At 60.2% G+C, this 15,767-nt stretch carries 16 protein-coding genes and 1 tRNA gene; 7 read left to right on the forward strand and 10 right to left on the reverse strand.

Annotated features, from left to right (window positions below; all coding sequences use genetic code 11):
* Positions 1-135: 135 nt before the first annotated feature.
* Positions 136-3,420 (forward strand): TonB-dependent receptor, encoded by a 3,285-nt coding sequence (locus JSS95_00600; GenBank protein ID MBS1798301.1) that lies wholly within the window; start codon positions 136-138, stop codon positions 3,418-3,420.
* A gap of 120 nt (positions 3,421-3,540) precedes the next feature.
* On the opposite strand, the gene JSS95_00605 is transcribed toward JSS95_00600, so the two are convergent.
* Positions 3,541-3,617: transfer RNA gene (locus tag JSS95_00605), tRNA-Arg, on the reverse strand.
* A gap of 108 nt (positions 3,618-3,725) precedes the next feature.
* On the opposite strand from JSS95_00605, the gene JSS95_00610 reads away from it, so the two are divergent.
* Positions 3,726-4,253: a DUF2911 domain-containing protein gene (locus tag JSS95_00610; protein MBS1798302.1), complete on the forward strand. Its 528-nt coding sequence runs from the start codon at positions 3,726-3,728 to the stop codon at positions 4,251-4,253.
* 115 nt (positions 4,254-4,368) lie between these two features.
* Here the strand turns inward: JSS95_00610 and JSS95_00615 are convergent, their stop codons facing one another.
* From JSS95_00615 to gcvT, 7 genes are all read right to left on the reverse strand, one after another.
* Positions 4,369-4,593 (reverse strand): hypothetical protein, encoded by a 225-nt coding sequence (locus JSS95_00615; protein ID MBS1798303.1) that lies wholly within the window; start codon positions 4,591-4,593, stop codon positions 4,369-4,371.
* Positions 4,594-4,660: 67 nt separating this feature from the next.
* Positions 4,661-6,220: an aminomethyl-transferring glycine dehydrogenase subunit GcvPB gene (gene gcvPB / locus JSS95_00620; protein ID MBS1798304.1), complete on the reverse strand. Its 1,560-nt coding sequence runs from the start codon at positions 6,218-6,220 to the stop codon at positions 4,661-4,663.
* A 9-nt stretch (positions 6,221-6,229) separates the two neighbouring features.
* Entirely contained in the window at positions 6,230-6,574 is a 345-nt protein-coding gene (locus tag JSS95_00625) for a hypothetical protein (GenBank protein MBS1798305.1), read from the reverse strand.
* A 2-nt stretch (positions 6,575-6,576) separates the two neighbouring features.
* Positions 6,577-7,902 carry an aminomethyl-transferring glycine dehydrogenase subunit GcvPA gene (gene gcvPA, locus JSS95_00630; GenBank protein MBS1798306.1) on the reverse strand — a complete coding sequence of 442 codons (1,326 nt, stop codon included), beginning with the start codon at positions 7,900-7,902 and terminating at the stop codon, positions 6,577-6,579.
* Between the two features lie 3 nt (positions 7,903-7,905).
* Positions 7,906-8,295 (reverse strand): glycine cleavage system protein GcvH, encoded by a 390-nt coding sequence (gene gcvH, locus JSS95_00635; GenBank protein ID MBS1798307.1) that lies wholly within the window; start codon positions 8,293-8,295, stop codon positions 7,906-7,908.
* 68 nt (positions 8,296-8,363) lie between these two features.
* Positions 8,364-8,654, reverse strand: coding sequence for a hypothetical protein (locus tag JSS95_00640; protein ID MBS1798308.1), 291 nt, complete (start codon positions 8,652-8,654; stop codon positions 8,364-8,366).
* 115 nt (positions 8,655-8,769) lie between these two features.
* The gene (gene gcvT, locus JSS95_00645; protein ID MBS1798309.1) at positions 8,770-9,912 is read right to left on the reverse strand and encodes a glycine cleavage system aminomethyltransferase GcvT; all 1,143 of its coding nucleotides are present in this window, start codon (positions 9,910-9,912) and stop codon (positions 8,770-8,772) included.
* Positions 9,913-10,033: 121 nt separating this feature from the next.
* Here gcvT and JSS95_00650 point away from each other — a divergent pair, with 121 nt between their 5' ends.
* Positions 10,034-10,699, forward strand: coding sequence for a hypothetical protein (locus tag JSS95_00650; GenBank protein MBS1798310.1), 666 nt, complete (start codon positions 10,034-10,036; stop codon positions 10,697-10,699).
* Positions 10,700-10,722: 23 nt separating this feature from the next.
* Here the strand turns inward: JSS95_00650 and JSS95_00655 are convergent, their stop codons facing one another.
* Positions 10,723-12,336, reverse strand: a complete 1,614-nt coding sequence (locus tag JSS95_00655; GenBank protein MBS1798311.1) for a methylmalonyl-CoA mutase family protein — start codon at positions 12,334-12,336, stop codon at positions 10,723-10,725.
* Positions 12,337-12,506: 170 nt separating this feature from the next.
* On the opposite strand from JSS95_00655, the gene JSS95_00660 reads away from it, so the two are divergent.
* Positions 12,507-13,031 carry a DUF2199 domain-containing protein gene (locus JSS95_00660; protein ID MBS1798312.1) on the forward strand — a complete coding sequence of 175 codons (525 nt, stop codon included), beginning with the start codon at positions 12,507-12,509 and terminating at the stop codon, positions 13,029-13,031.
* 13 nt (positions 13,032-13,044) lie between these two features.
* Here the strand turns inward: JSS95_00660 and JSS95_00665 are convergent, their stop codons facing one another.
* Positions 13,045-13,548 (reverse strand): hypothetical protein, encoded by a 504-nt coding sequence (locus tag JSS95_00665; GenBank protein MBS1798313.1) that lies wholly within the window; start codon positions 13,546-13,548, stop codon positions 13,045-13,047.
* A 110-nt stretch (positions 13,549-13,658) separates the two neighbouring features.
* Here JSS95_00665 and JSS95_00670 point away from each other — a divergent pair, with 110 nt between their 5' ends.
* From JSS95_00670 to glgC, 3 genes are all read left to right on the forward strand, one after another.
* The gene (locus JSS95_00670; protein ID MBS1798314.1) at positions 13,659-13,802 is read left to right on the forward strand and encodes a hypothetical protein; all 144 of its coding nucleotides are present in this window, start codon (positions 13,659-13,661) and stop codon (positions 13,800-13,802) included.
* 178 nt (positions 13,803-13,980) lie between these two features.
* Positions 13,981-14,277, forward strand: a complete 297-nt coding sequence (locus tag JSS95_00675) for a hypothetical protein (GenBank protein ID MBS1798315.1) — start codon at positions 13,981-13,983, stop codon at positions 14,275-14,277.
* A 143-nt stretch (positions 14,278-14,420) separates the two neighbouring features.
* On the forward strand, positions 14,421-15,680 hold the full coding sequence (glgC, locus tag JSS95_00680; protein MBS1798316.1) for a glucose-1-phosphate adenylyltransferase: 1,260 nt from the start codon (positions 14,421-14,423) through the stop codon (positions 15,678-15,680).
* The last annotated feature ends 87 nt before the right edge of the window (positions 15,681-15,767 follow it).

The following is a 15,767-nucleotide window of genomic DNA, read 5'->3' on the forward strand; positions in this document are numbered from 1 at the left end:
AGTATTACCAGATTTCACCTTCAAGCCCAAACTGAATCCAGCTTCGGCAGATTTCACAGCCGAATGCAGCGGTTAGCCCTCGACTTCTCCGAGTACCGCCCTACATCGTGTTGTTCTTCAAGGAGCCAGTACACAATGAGCGATTCCTCAGGTTTTAAACGCCTACTGACAGTGGTTGCAGCGGCCCTTCTGGCCATCTCGACTGCCTTGCCCGCTTCCGCGCAGAATGCCGCCGTGGGCAACATTACAGGAACCGTTACCGATGCCACGGGCGCGGCCATCCCAGGTGCAACTGTCACTGTACTCAACAACGACACCGGGGCGACACGTTCCGTGACCGCAGGAGCAAATGGAGATTTTACCGCCCCGTTTCTGCAGCCCGGCCACTATGAACTCATCTTTTCAGGCGCCGGCTTCGGCAAGGTCGACCGTAAGAACCTTGTCCTGACCGTCGGCCAGACGCTCGCCGTCGATGCCACTCTCCCAAATGCTTCGGCGTCGTCGGAGATCACAGTGACCGATGCTTCTCCGCTGATCGACACCGAGAAGACCGAGGTATCGCAGACGGTCGATTCGCAACTGGTCGCCAATTTGCCCGTAAACGGCCGCCGCTGGGACAACTTCGTGCTGCTCACTCCCAACGTGGTTCCCGACGGCAATACGGGCCTGGTCTCGTATCGTGGAATCTCCGGCCTCTACAACACCAACCTCGTTGACGGCACCAATAACCAGCAGGCCTTCTTCTCCGAGGCGCGAGGCCGCTCGCTGGGCGCGCCCTATGTCTTTTCGGCTGACTCGATCAAGGAGTTCCAGTCCTCCGCCTCCGGCTACTCAGCCGAGTTTGGCCAGGCCGCCGGCGGTCAGATCAACGCCATCACCAAGTCCGGCACCAACGCCATCCACGGCGACCTGTTCTACACGCTGCGTTACCCTTCGCTCAACGCGCTCGATCCCTTCGCCAAGTTCACCGGACGCAACAACAATCAGCCGTTCCTTTTGCAGCCGACGGTGCATCAGCAGCAGCAGTTCGGCGGCTCTGTCGGCGGCCCCATCATCAAGGACAAACTCTTCTACTTCTTCACCTACGACGGTTTCCGCAAGGTGAACCCCATCCTCTTCACGTCGTCCGTCCCCAGCGCAACCATCCTTAGCTACGCCACCACGTCGCCCAGTGCTACGTGTCCGGCTGGCGTTACGTATCAGCAGTGCCTGGCTGCGGCGCAGTACATCGTCAACAGTCTGACTGCATTTCCTCGCGATACGAAGCAGGACATCTTCTTCCCCCGCCTCGACTATCAGCTCAACGAGAAGAACCATCTCTCCGCCAGCTTCAACTGGCAGAACTTCAAGCTGCCGAACGGCTACCGCACCGACAACACACGCAACAACGACTCCAACACCTCGAACGGCCGTAACGACTTCCACGAGCGCTTCCTGGTAGCCAACTGGGAGTCCGTCGTCACTGCGAATTCGGCGAACGCTCTGCACTTCCAGTGGTCGCGCGATCTTGAAACCAGCGGCTCGAACGCACCCGGGCCCGCGACCTCCATCTCCGGTCTCTTCTCTTACGGCGGCAACCTCGCCCTTCCTCGCCCCGCCTTTCCCGACGAACATCGCTGGCAGGTGGCCGATGTCTATTCCATCACCAGGGGCAAGCACTCCATGAAGGCTGGCGTGGACCTCAACTTCATCCACGAATACATCGCCAACCTCTTTCAGGGCAACGGAAACTATACCTACTCCGGAGCTCCCTCGGCGGCGTTCGGCAACTGGGTCCAGGACGTCTACGGCCTGAACGGCGCGCGCCACTATCAGAATTACACGCAGGTCGCCGATCAGCTGAGCAAGGTCCCCGGTTCGGACGATTTCTGGAACAAGGACCTCTCTGCCTTTGCTGAAGACAGCTGGAAGATCGTCCCCACTCTCACCGTGACTGCCGGCGTCCGGTATGACACGCAGCTTGTGCCGCAGCCTCCGCGTCCGTATACGACCAGCGCTAATGGACAGCCGAGCCCTCTTGGCCGCCTCTATACCAGCACCATCAATATCAACTACAAGATGTTCCAGCCACGCCTGGGCTTCTCCTGGTCGCCGATGTCCGGGACCGTTGTGCGTGGTGGATACGGCATGTTCTACGGCCTGACCTCGAACTCCACCTTCTACGCGCTGCGCGTCGAGAACGGCGTCTTCCAGCAGCAGTACAACTTCTCCAACCCAACTGCCGCTGGCGCTCCCGCCGCTCCGAACGTCCTCTTCACGCCTCCCGGGCCGGCGCTCGCTGCGCCCTTCGCGGGAGCTGCCACACCGCAGACCGTTGGTCTTGGAAATGCGACGTTGCCCACGATATCCTTCCGTGGTCTCAGCCCATCGTTCTCCAACCCCTTCACGCACTCCATGGACCTCAGTGTCGAGCAGGAGCTTCCGCTCCACTCTTCGCTCTCGCTCGGCTATGTGGGCACGCGCGGTATGCGTCTGCCGTACTTCATCGATGTCAACCAGCCCGCACCTTCCAGAACGCAGACCTACGATGTCTACAACACGGCCGGCGTTCTGACGCAGCAGGTGACTGTACCTTTCTCCCCTGCGACCTCAGCTCGTCTATCACCCGGCGACGGCAGCCTTCTTGCGGGATTCAGCGGCCTCAACTCGTGGTATCACTCGCTCGCCGTCACCGTGCGCAAGCCCATGGGCCACGGCGTACAGCTTCTCCTCAACTACACCTGGGCCAAGGCGATGGATAACAGCCAGGTCTCCGGCGTCAACGGAACCTTCAACGGCACGAATATCATCCTCGATCCCACTAACCTCAAGAACAACTATCCCAGCAACATCAATATGACCCGCGAGTATTCAAGGTCTGATCTCGACATGCGCTCGCGCTTCGTCGGAAGCCTGGTCGCCACGTCGAACTTCACCGTGCCCGCGTACGCGCGCCACGTTGTCAACGGCTGGACGCTCTCCGGCACATACACCGCGCAGTCTGGCATTCCGCTGACTGCGTTCATGTCGAACAACCCGTCGTCCTCGGGCGCAGCATACTCCGGCCTTGACGGCACAGCGACCGGCCTCGGCGTCAACCTGAACAACGCGCCTGGCGGAGCTTTCGGACGCGCTCCGTTCCTTGGCCGCAATGCGTATGTCTACGGTGGCGTGCGCAACCTCGACGCTCGTCTCTCGCGCGACTTCCCCATCCACGAATCGATTAAGTTCCAGATTCTGATGGAGGCCTTCAACGCGGTCAACAAGCGCCAGGTGCTCGGCGTCTCCAACCTGGCCTACTCCTTCGCCGCGCCACTTACAACCGGCGGCAACGCTCGCATCGTTCCCTATACCGCGACCGCGTTTGGCACTCCAACGCAGACGACGGGCGTTCTTTACGGCCCCCGCCAACTGCAATTTGCGGCCAAGCTGTTCTTCTAAACTGCAACCAATGCCCAAAAGCAAGCCCGGCGGATAGCCGGGCTTACTTTTGGCAAGAAGGTTTTCTTCAACGCGTCCCATCCCCAGCCGATCCAAGGGGATGTGCAAAAAACGAAGAGGTGGTGCGCCCGAGAAGATTCGAACTTCTGACCTACAGCTTCGGAGGCTGCCGCTCTATCCAGCTGAGCTACGGGCGCGTATCTCTAGCCTAGCATGATGGCCCACGATTGACAGGTCTCCATGGCACGGTTCAGCATCGAACTGTTGTAGCTGCATCACTTCAGTCCGTGAAAGAGAGACACACCATGCTTTTCCGCCCCGTCGCTTCGTTTGCCTGTACCATGCTCCTCGCCGCCTCTGGATTGGCGCAGGGTGCCAAGCCCGTCCCCAGCCCGCCCGAGTCGGCCAATGTCCAGCTCAAGAGCGGGTCGATCACCGTCAAATACGGTGCCCCGTCGATGCGCGGCCGCAAGATCGTGGGAGAGCTCGTTCCCTACGGCAAGGTCTGGCGCACAGGCGCGAATGAGGCCACAAGCCTTGAAACCAACGTGGCGCTTAAGATCGGCGGCACCAGCGTTCCGGCTGGGACCTACACGTTTTTTACTCTGCCCGGTGAAAGCCAGTGGCTGCTGATCGTCAACAAGCAGACCGGCGAGTGGGGCCTCGACTACCACCAGGACCACGACCTCGCCCGCATTCCCATGAAGTCCGCAAAGCTCGCCTCGCCGCAGGAGAAGATGTCGATTTCGTTTGAGAACACCAGCGGCAACTCTACTGAGCTTCACGTTAAGTGGGAGAACACCGACGTCTCCGTGCCCATCACCGCGCAATAGGCATCAGTGGTTCCGTTCGGTCGCTGTTTTTGGATAGAGTGTCATCCTGAGCGAGGCGCGCAGCGCGAAGTCGAAGGACCTGCGGTTTGTCCGTGACGGGAACGGTCCTTCGGCTCTACCGTTTTTCGGAGGCCTCACGCTCCGCGCGCAGCTTCTCCATCACAGCCGAGACCAGCTCCTTCGCTCCGTTCAGATTCGTCATCACAGCCTGTAAATCGAGCGCCGGAACCTTCGGGTTCCGGTTGCTTGTGCAGTACACGCCATGCTGGCCGACGAGGATCAGTGCGTCCGTCAGGCAGTCCATCGAGGCAGCAAGCCTGCCCCTCGCCTCACCCATCATGAACTCGTACTTCTCCAACTCCGCGCGCCTGTCGTCGCCGATGCTGCGGAACTCCGGGGCCGCCACGCTACCACTCCTTCGCGGCAGAGTCCGGGGTGAGTGCCGCCGTGTCCCTTACGCCATTCGGAGCAGGCTTCCAGCGCAAAACCGGCTTGCGAGCTGCCGTCGTCTCATCCAGGCGGCGCAGCCGCGTCGTCTGCGGGGCCGTCTGCACCACCTCAGGGTTCTCCTCCGCCTCACGCGCAATCTGTTTCAGTGCGTCGATCAGCAGGTCAAGCTCCTCGCGGCTCTCGCTCTCCGTCGGCTCAATCATCATCGCCCCCGGCACCACCAGAGGGAACGAGACCGTGTACGCATGGAATCCATAATCGATCAGCCGCTTGCCCATGTCGCCCGTCTTCACGCCGTTCTTTGCCTGGCGCTTGTCCGAGAAGACGACCTCGTGCAGTGACGGAGCTTTATATGGCAGCTCAAACGTGTCTTCAAGTTTTGCGCGGATATAGTTAGCATTCAGCACGGCATCTTCCGTCGTCTGCCGCAGACCGTCAGGGCCGTTCGCCAGAATGTATGCTAACGCCCGCACGAACATGCCGAAGTTGCCGTAGAACATGCGTACGCGACCAATGCTCTGCGGACGATCGTAGTCCAGCGCAAGCGTGCCGCCAGCCTTCGTCACGACGACAGGCTTCGGCAGAAATGGCTCGAGAATCTTCTTGCACGCCACCGGACCCGACCCAGGGCCACCGCCTCCATGCGGCGTCGAGAAGGTCTTGTGCAGGTTCAGGTGCATCACGTCCACGCCAAAGTCGCCCGGTCGCGTCTTGCCCACCAGCGCGTTCATGTTCGCACCGTCCATATACAGCAGTGCGCCCTTGGCATGAAGAATGTCGGCGATCTTGTGGATCTCGCTCTCGAAGACGCCAATGGTCGAAGGATTCGTAAGCATCAGCGCGGCGGTATCTTCGTCCACCATGCGCTCCAGCTCCGCGATATCCACCATACCCTGCGCATTCGACTTCAGGTTCGCCACCTGGTAGCCGCACACCGCCGCAGTCGCCGGGTTTGTGCCGTGCGCTGAGTCTGGAATAAGAATCTTCTTACGCGCATTGCCCTTGCTCTCGTGATACGCACGGGCCAGCAGGATACCGGTGAACTCACCATGGGCACCCGCTGCAGGCTGCAGCGTGATCGTGTCCATGCCGGTGATCTCCACCAGACAATCGCTCAGCAGCTTCATGATGCCCAGCGCGCCCTGCGACAGCGCCTCCGGCTGATACGGATGCGCCTCGGCGATGCCCTCAAGCCGCGATACCACTTCGTTCACGCGCGGGTTGTACTTCATCGTGCAGCTTCCCAGCGGATACATCCCCAGGTCGATCGCATAGTTCCACGTTGAAAGACGTGTGAAGTGCCGGATGATCTCGATCTCGCTCAGCTCCGGCATTACGCCCAGGTCCGTGCGCACCGCATCGCCCAGCAGCCCGGCGGCGTCGACCGCGGGAACATCCAGCTCCGCCAGCCGGTAGGCCTTCTTGCCTGCGGAAGACTTCTCGAAGATCAGGTCTTCGTTTTGGTTGACGTGCGTCGTTACTTTTCTAGGTGTTCCTACAAACCTTGTATCGCTCATTCGTCTTCCTCAAAACTCCATCTGGTCCACAGCATTTCCAGTCGCCGAATAACTCCCGGCCTGTGGTCCATCCAGATCCTCTTCACGCAGCGACAACGCAATGACCGTTCCGTTCTCCAACTTCAACGTCAGCGAGTCGCCTTCATCCAGAGTCGCTTCTTCAACCTTCTCGCCGATTTGCGCGCACAGAGCATTGCGGTATTCAGGCTCACCATACGCCAGCGAATACTCGCTGAACAGAACATGCGGCCAGGCGTAAAAAGTCAGCAGGGGAGACTCGAAGCGGAGCTGCAGATAGTCCTGCACAAACTCCACCGCGTTCAACTCCTCGCCAACGACCCCGCTGATATCCACGTCTACTCCAACACCTCTGCTGCTGCGTCTATCTGTGCCTTCGTTGTCAGCTCCGTCGCACACCAGAGGCTGGTATTCGGCCCAAGTTCCGGATACCACTTCACAAGCGGCAGGCCGCCAACGATCTTTTTCTCCAGCAGCGCAGCGTTCGCCTTCTCCGCATCTTTACCCAGATCAATCACAAACTCATGGAAGCGCGGCGCACCGCCAAACAGTACCTTGCCCGTCTTGCCCAGCGCATCCGCGGCATACTTAGCCTTCGCCAGATTCTGCACGGCGAGGTCCTTCAGACCTTCCTTGCCGTACACCGTCAGGAAGACCGTGGTCATCATCGCCACCAACGCCTGATTCGTGCATATGTTCGAGGTCGCCTTCTCGCGCCGGATATGCTGCTCGCGCGTCGACAGCGTGAGCACGAAGCCACGCTTGCCATCCATGTCTTTGGTTTCGCCGACGATGCGGCCCGGCATCTGCCGCAGAAACTTCTCCTTGCACGCGATCACGCCGCAGAACGGTCCGCCGTAGCTCGGCGCAACGCCAAAGCTCTGCGCCTCGAGCGAAACAATATCCGCCTCCGCCGGCGGCTTCACAATACCCAACGACACAGCTTCTGCAATCGAGACGATCAGAAGCGCGCCCTTCTTGTGCGCAATGTCTGCAATCGCTGCCACGTCCTCGATCGTGCCGAAGAAGTTTGGCGACTGAATCAGCACGCAAGCGGTGTTGTCCGTAATTGAGGCATCCAACGCAGCCAGATCGACACGGCCGTTCTCGGCATAGCCGACTTCGGCGAGAGGAATCTCCTGGTGCTGCGCATAGGTCGCGACCACCTCGCGATACTCCGGATGCACTGTGCGCGCAATCACTGCGCCATCGCGTCCGGTCACGCGCACCGCCATCATGATGGCCTCCGCCGCCCCTGTCGAGCCGTCATACATCGACGCGTTCGCGATCTCCATCCCCGTCAGCTCGCAGATCATCGTCTGGAACTCAAACATCGCCTGTAGCGTTCCCTGCGCGATCTCCGGCTGGTACGGCGTATAGCTCGTCAGAAACTCGCCGCGCGAGACGATGGTATCGATCAACACCGGGCGATAGTGGCGATACACGCCTGCCCCAAGAAAGCTCACATATCCGCGAGCGTTCTTGTCGGCGAAGGTGCGAAAGCGCTCAATGATCTCCGACTCGCCATGCTGGCGTGGGATCGCAAGATCGCGCTTGAACTGGTACTCCTCAGGAATGGTCGCAAATAGATCGTCGATCGATGCTACGCCAATCTCGGCCAGCATCGCCTCGCGGTCCGCAGGGGACTTCGGCAGATAACGCATCGTTTAGTGTCCGGTCTCTTCAGCGATAAACTTCTCGTAGTCGGCCGCCGACAGCAGGCCGCCCAGCTCCGAGGCATCGGTAACGTCGACCCTCATCAGCCACGTCGCGTTCGCATCGGTGTTGATCTTCTCCGGCGCGTCCTTCAGCGCCTCGTTGATCTCCGTCACCGTGCCCGTCACCGGCGAGTACAGGTCCGAGACCGCCTTCACCGACTCCACCGAGCCGAAGATCTCACCGGCCTTCACCGGATCGCCCACCTTTGGCAGGTCGACAAAGACAATGTCGCCGAGCGAGCTCTGCGCGTAATCCGTAATGCCGACCGTGCCCTTCGCACCGTCGACGCTGATCCACTCATGTTCCTTCGTGTACTTGTAATTCGCAGGATAGGGCATAGATTTTCGGAGGTCTCCTCCTCCATTGTAGTGTGCCGGAAGTGGAAAACTGGCCGGTAAGTGCCCGTTTATCGTGGGCCAAACGCCGGATACGGCTCCAGCTCCGTCAGCAGGGGAAACGATATCATCCCCAGCTTCGCCAGCGGCAGGCTTTCCACCGCCTCGCGGGCCGCGGCCTCGCTGGCCACCTCCAGCACCAGCGCAGCGCCGGGCTTGTCCTTCCGCCGCCATATGCTGCGGACCACGCCCGCCGCATACAGCTCACGCACGCGCTGGCCCTCGGCGGCGATCAGCTCCGGCGTCCACTTCTCCGCGGGGAACTCGCCGGTCTTACGCTCCGTCAAAACAAGAAACTGCATCGTCTTCTCCCATCATTCTTTCGTACTGGATTGATAAATGGTCATCCTGAGCGAAGCGCAGCGAAGTCGAAGGACCTGTATTTTGCTCTGCGCCGTAAAAACGCTTTGTACGGAACTACTTCTTCGCTCGTTTGTAGAACGGCGTAGGCACGACCCGCGCCTTCACCATCTGCCCGCGAATCTCCACGGCAACCTCAGTATCCAGCGCCGCGAACTCCACCGGCACATAAGCCAGTGCAACGTTCTTCTTCAAAAACGGCGCCGGCGACCCGCTCGTAATCTCGCCGATCCTCTTGCCACCGAGCGAGAACACCGGGTACCCATCGCGCCCAATCCCGCGCTCCACCATCTCCAGCCCAACGAGCTTGCGCCCCCCTTTGCGATCAGCCCCGCCCTCTTCCTGAATCTTCACCAGAGCATCGCGTCCGACGAAGTCGCCCTTGTCGAGCTTGGCATAGCGGCCCAATCCGGCCTCGAAGACGTTGATCGTGTCCGAGATCTCGTGCCCATACAGCGCCATCCCCGCCTCAAGCCGCAGCGTATTCCGCGCTCCCAGCCCGCAAGGCAGAATCCCGAACTCCTTGCCCGCCTCCAGCACCTCGTTCCACACGCGCGCGCTCGTGGCCTCGTCCGATGGGATGTAGATCTCGAACCCGTCCTCGCCCGTGTATCCCGTGCGAGCGATCAGCACGTTGTACAAACCGCAGACCTGCCCCCACGTAAACCAGTAGTTCTTGATCGGCGCAAGGTCGACAGGCGTCAGCTTCTGCAGCGTCGCGTGCGCCTTCGGTCCCTGGATCGCAATCTGCGTGTAGTAGTCGCTGAAGTCGTTTACATGCACACCCGGCATCGAACCGATCTGCGACCGCACCCAGGCTACGTCCTTCTCCCGCGTGCCTGCGTTGATCACAATCAGGTAGTCGTTGTCCGAAAGCTTGTGCACCACCACGTCGTCCACAAACGTCCCACTCGGATACAGCATCGCCGAGTACTGCGCCTGCCCCACCTGGAGCTTCGAAGCATCGTTCATGCACAGCTTCTGCACTGCCGCCAGCGACCCCGGCCCGCGCAGTTGTATATCGCCCATATGCGACACATCGAAGACGCCAACGCCTGTGCGCACGGCCATGTGCTCCGCCGTCAGCCCACAGCAGTCAACCGGCATGTCCCAGCCGCCAAAGTCCACCATCTTCGCCTTTGAGGCGCGGTGAACGGCGTTCAGTGCAGTTTTGCGAAGGGGGGGCTGTAGTTCTGACAAGATCGTAACCTCTGGAGTTCATCGTAGTTTGCTGGCACTGCGTGGTCAACGAACGGTGCATTGCGCCCGAAGAAAAGCTGTGGCATTGTTACTTCCATCGTTCCTGTTCCGAGGTCCCCTTTTGCGATCTGATCGTCTGTTCATCCTGCTCTACGCCTTCGCTATCACTCTCACCTGCTCTGTACAGGCTCAAAACATACCGGAGCCAATACCGGGCGTGCAGATCACTAACGGTAGCTACCCGTGGGCTGTCGATGTCTATGAAGGCAAACAGCAACTCGTCCCGATTCACCATACGAACGTCGGGGTGAACAACCACAAGGGAGCCAATGTCGCCGGCTCGCTCGCCGGTAGCGTCTTCTACAAACCAAAGATGACCACCGAGATTGAAGGAGCGCACGCTCGTGTAGCGCTGCATGCCGACAAGCCCGTCTTCTACGTCCATGTAATGGATGACGACCCCGCAGGAGATTCCTCTGGCAATCTCCTCGCCAGATGGGCCATCGTCCGGGCAAAGATCGACAAGGACCGTCGTGTCCTTGCTCGGGTCAACTTCACGCAGCTTACTGGTACCGCAAAGCGCAGCGATACCCAGGTAGACGTCGATGTCGAAAAAATTTCAGATGGCTGGCTGAAGATCACACCCAAAGAGCCTCTTGCCGTAGGTGAGTATGCTCTTCAGCCGGTGCCAACGGTTGCGAATACCTTTTCGACCGTCGTCTTCGATTTCACCGTCGATCCCAAAGCACCGAACTCCCCGGAGGCGCGCTCCGAGCCAACGCCGTAGGTTGCGAGGTCCATGGTGAATCGCTACACCACCACCGACTCCCGATACTCCCCAAACACGCCGCGCAACACGTCCGCGACTTCGCCCACAGTCGCATAACTCTCCATCGCGGTCACGATCTTTGGCATCAGATTCTCCCCGCCGCGAGCCGCATCCTCCACATCGCGCAGCGCGGCTGCATGCGCAGCCGTATCGCGCCGCGCTCGCAAGGCGCGTACCCGCTCCACCTGCCGCCGCTCCAACTCCTCGTCGATCTTCTGGATCGGGACCGCGCGCTCTTCTTCGCTCACGTACTCGTTCACGCCCACAACGACCGCGTTTTTCTCATCGACAGCTCGTTGATAGGCATACGCCGCGTTCTGAATCTCGCGCTGCACATACCCCTGTTCGATCGCCCGCAGCATCCCGTACTTGCCGCCCAGATCGAATCGTGAGATTGCAGTGATGTACTCCTCTGCACGCTTCTCGATCTCGTTCGTCAACGACTCTACGTAGTACGACCCCGCCAGCGGATCGACCGTATCCGCCACGCCGCTCTCGTGCGCAAGAATCTGTTGTGTCCGTAGCGCAATCCTCGCTGCCTGCTCCGTCGGCAGCGCCAGCGCCTCGTCGAAGCCGTTCGTGTGCAGCGACTGTGTCCCGCCCATCACCGCAGCCAGAGCCTGCAAGGTGGTGCGCACGATGTTGTTCTCCGGCTGCTGCGCCGTCAGCGTCGAGCCTGCCGTCTGCGTATGAAACCGCAGCATCCAGCTTCGCGGGTTCTTCGCTTCGAAGTGCTCGCGCATGATCTTCGCCCACATCCGCCTGGCCGCACGAAACTTCGCGATCTCCTCCAGAAGATTGTTATGCGCGTTGAAGAAAAAACTCAGCCGTGGAGCGAACGCATCCACATCCAACCCCGCGTCGATCGCGGCCTGCACGTACGTCATGCCATCTGCCAGCGTGAAGGCGACCTCCTGCACCGCAGTGCATCCGGCCTCGCGCATGTGATAGCCCGAGATCGAGATCGTATTCCACTCCGGCACCTCATCTGCCGCCCACGCAAAGATGTCCGTCACCAGCCGCATGGCGTGCTTCACCGGGTAGATGTACGTACCGCGCGCGATGTACTCCTTCAGGATGTCGTTCTGCACGGTGCCATTGAGCTTTTTCGTATCCGCACCCTGCCGCTTCGCCACGGCCACATACAGCGCCAGCAGGATCGAAGCCGTGGCATTGATCGTCATCGACGTGGAGATACCGTCCAGCCGTATCCCGTCGAACAGCCGCTCCATGTCCTCGATCGAATCGATCGCCACGCCAACCTTGCCCACCTCGCCCAGCGCCAGCGGCGAATCCGAGTCGTAGCCAATCTGCGTCGGCAGATCGAACGCCACGCTGAGTCCCTTTGTCCCATGCTCCAGCAGAAATTTGTACCGCCGGTTCGACTCCTCGGCATCGCCCATGCCCGCATACTGACGCATCGTCCACAGCCGCCCGCGATACATCGTCGGCTGAATCCCGCGCGTAAAAGGAAACTCGCCTGGCCGTCCCAATTCATCCGCGGCATCGAACCCACGCAAGTTCTCCGGCCCGTATACAAGCTCCACCGGAATTCCTGAACTCGTCTCCACGGTCTTTTCTGGCGTCTTCTCCATAGGAGCACAAGTGTATCCTCATCCTTTTCAAGAATTGAATGTGTCATCCCTCACATCCTCTTCAATTGAAAGTGTCATCCTGAGCGCAGCGCAGCGGAGTCGAAGGACCTGCGGTTGCTTGTACCGCCCTGAAGCCAAATGAACAAGATCATTTATGGAACAATGAAGCGATGAGTACCGAACTACGCAGCGGGTTTGCCTGCACCGAATGCGGGGAGTGGCACGACGATCTCCCCCTGCAGTACAGCTTCAAGGCGCCCTCCGCCATCATGGCCGTCCCGCTCGATCAGCGCGAGCAGCGCGTCGTCATCACCCCCGACCAGTGCGTCATCGACAACCGCGACTTCTATCTGCGCGGCCGTATCCTTATCCCCATCATCGGCAGCCCAGACCCCTTCGTCTGGGGTGTTTGGGCCGAGGTCAGCCCCCGCAACTTCATCCGCGCCAACGAACTCTGGCACACCGTCAGCCGCGAGAACGAGCCGCCATTCTCCGGTTGGCTCAACTCCGAGATCTTCCTCTTCGGCAATACAGTCAATCTCGAGCTCGACGTCCACACCCAGGCCGTCGGGCATCGCCCGCAGTTCACCGTCTCCGACCCCACCCATCCACTCGGCATCGAGCAGCGCGGCGGCATCACCCTCGAGCGCGCGCAGGAGATCGCAGAGATGGTCCTCCACCGCACCCGAAGCTAGGCGATCCCGGCGTTTACCGCCTGCCGCGCTCCCGTCTCCGCGCCCGTAAAAAACTGCTCGCGCAGAAATATGCAAACACTACCGCCATCGCCACATCCATCAAAAAGCGCGTGTGCCCATCGTGGTTGAGTGCTGTTTCGTGCATATCCGCACGCAACTTCCAGGCGCCATTGGCGGCGAACAGCGCAAAGATCCCAAAGAACACCCCGGTAAACTCCAGCCAGAGAACGCCTGACAGCCGGACAAAGGGGCCCCACACCGTCCGGCCAAACTGCTTGCCGCCGCGATTGAGGTTCTCCGTCGTCTGCTTTACCTGCGACGCAGCCCGCGTTACCTGTTCTGCTACGTTTGAAGCCGTGGGCCGTGAACCTCCCGCCGGCCTCGGACTCGCCTCAGAGGCTCCCGCAGGCTTGGCCGAAGGGCTGGGCGAGGTTGCCGCGTCCACGGCAGTCACCAGGGTCTTCGCCGCCGCCCTCGCTCCAATTCCCAAAGCCCGCCCAAAGCGTACCGAGTCCATACCCTGAGTGTAGCCGACCGCGTCTTTCCGCGATGAAACATCCCGCCGTCAACCTGCATCTGACGAAAACAGAGGGGATGCCACCTCTCGAACGACACGCAGGAGGGCGAATGAGGAGATTTTGCTGGATGATCGCCGGTTTCTGTGGCGCAGCGACATGCTTTATCGTCTGGGGGCCCAAGCGGATAAAGCCCGTCGAGGAGCTTGCCCACCGGCTCGAGGCCGCCTGGGCAGACCATCACACCACCGTCTGATCCCCGCCAATCGCTCCAGAATCTGCGCTGGTTCAATTTCGTTGCCGCGGCGGCAGGCCTCAGCGTATTCTGTCTCCAGAAGTTGGTTCGTGGTCCACGCAATGCCGTTCCCTCCGCTATTCAGTTGGGAATACCCGATGCGCGGTGAATCGCATATTCAGGCAGCCGGAGGTTGGCATTGAATCAGAAGGTCAAAAACCTTATCCAGAAGCTAGGCGAGGCGATCCACGAGACCGTCTCCGAGTCCGAAGATATCGCCGGTGTCGTCAAAAACATCCGCGAACAGGGGTTCGACGTTCTCCTCATGCTTGAGGCCACCATTGGCCTGAACCCCGCCGACGAGACCGAGCAGACTGAAGAAGAAGCCTCCGAAGACAATGCAGGCCCCTTCTCCGCCAGCGACCTCAGCTTTCTGAAATCGCTTCGCATCAGCATCAGCGAAGACGAGGATACCCTCGAGGCGCCTGAAGCCTGAGAGGACACATCCCCGGCAAATAACTTTTTCGCGAAAAAAAACTTCACGTGTTAGACTCGCGTTTCCTGTGGGGGACGCTCTTGCACGTTTGTGCATCCCACAAAGAGCGTCCTGCAAAGGACATTTGCCGAGGTTGTCGAACGATGAGAGATACGCTTGGGGTTCTTCTCGCCGGGGGTGCCGGTGAACGCCTTTTCCCGCTAACACGCGATCGCGCAAAGCCCGCCGTGCCGTTTGCGGGCCAGTACCGCATCATCGATATCACGCTGTCGAACTGCATCAACTCCGATCTGCGCCACGTCTACATCCTCACGCAGTACAAGGCGCTCTCGCTTAACCGCCACATCCGCGAAGGCTGGGGACCCGTCGTCGCCAATGAGCTTGGCGAGTTCATCGAGATACTCCCGCCCATGCAGCGCGTCTCGAAGAGCTGGTACCAGGGCACGGCCGACGCCGTCTACCAGAACATCTACTCCATCGGCTCCGAGCAGCCGCGCCACGTCCTCATCCTCTCCGGCGACCACATCTACAAGATGAACTACTCGCTCATGCTCGAGCAGCATGTCGAATCCGGAGCCGACGTCACCATCGCCACCCTGCCCGTCGCGCCTACCGAGGTCTCCGCCTTCGGTGTCGTCGAGGTCTCCCGCTCCGGCGAGGTCATCGGCTTCATCGAAAAGCCCAAGGAGACCAGCGTCCGCTCTCCCTTCACCCCCGACATGGTCGACGTCTCCATGGGCATCTATCTCTTCAACACCGACGTCCTGCTCCCTGAGCTGGTCAAGGACGCCGAAGACCCGCACTCCAAGCACGACTTCGGCCACAACATTCTTCCCAACCTCCTCGGACGCTTCAAGATCAACGCCTATAACTTCATCGACGAGAACAAGCAGAAGGCGCTCTACTGGCGCGACGTAGGTACCCTCGAGGCCTACTACGAGGCCAATATGGACGTAGCCGGCGTCACGCCCACCTTCAACCTCTACGACAAGTCCTGGCCCATGCGTACCCGGCCCTACCAGTACCCGCCCGCCAAGTTCGTCTTCGGCGAGCCCGGCCGAACCGGCATGGCTATCAACTCTATTGTCTGTGCCGGTTCCATCGTCTCCGGAGCCGTCGTTCGCAACTCCGTCGTCTCGCACGATGTCCGCGTCAACTCCTACGCCGACGTCGACTCATCCATCGTCATGTCGCACGTCAACATCGGCCGCCATTGCCGTATCCGTCACGCCATCATCGACCGCGACGTCCACATCCCCGACGGCACCGTCATCGGTTACGACCCCAACGAGGACAAGAAGAACTACTTCGTCTCCTCTTCGGGCCTTACGGTCGTCACCCGCGACTACTCCCTCTATGAGAACCCCGTCTCCCCCGAGTTCCTCCAGGGCAACGGATCGTAAACAGGGAATAGAAGACCAGGATGTAGAGAGCAGAAAGCGCGATCAGAGAAACCGGGTACCCCATCTTTGCGACAGCTTTATCGTCGC

This window comes from Acidobacteriota bacterium (assembly GCA_018268895.1).
Lineage (GTDB): Bacteria > Acidobacteriota > Terriglobia > Terriglobales > Acidobacteriaceae > Edaphobacter.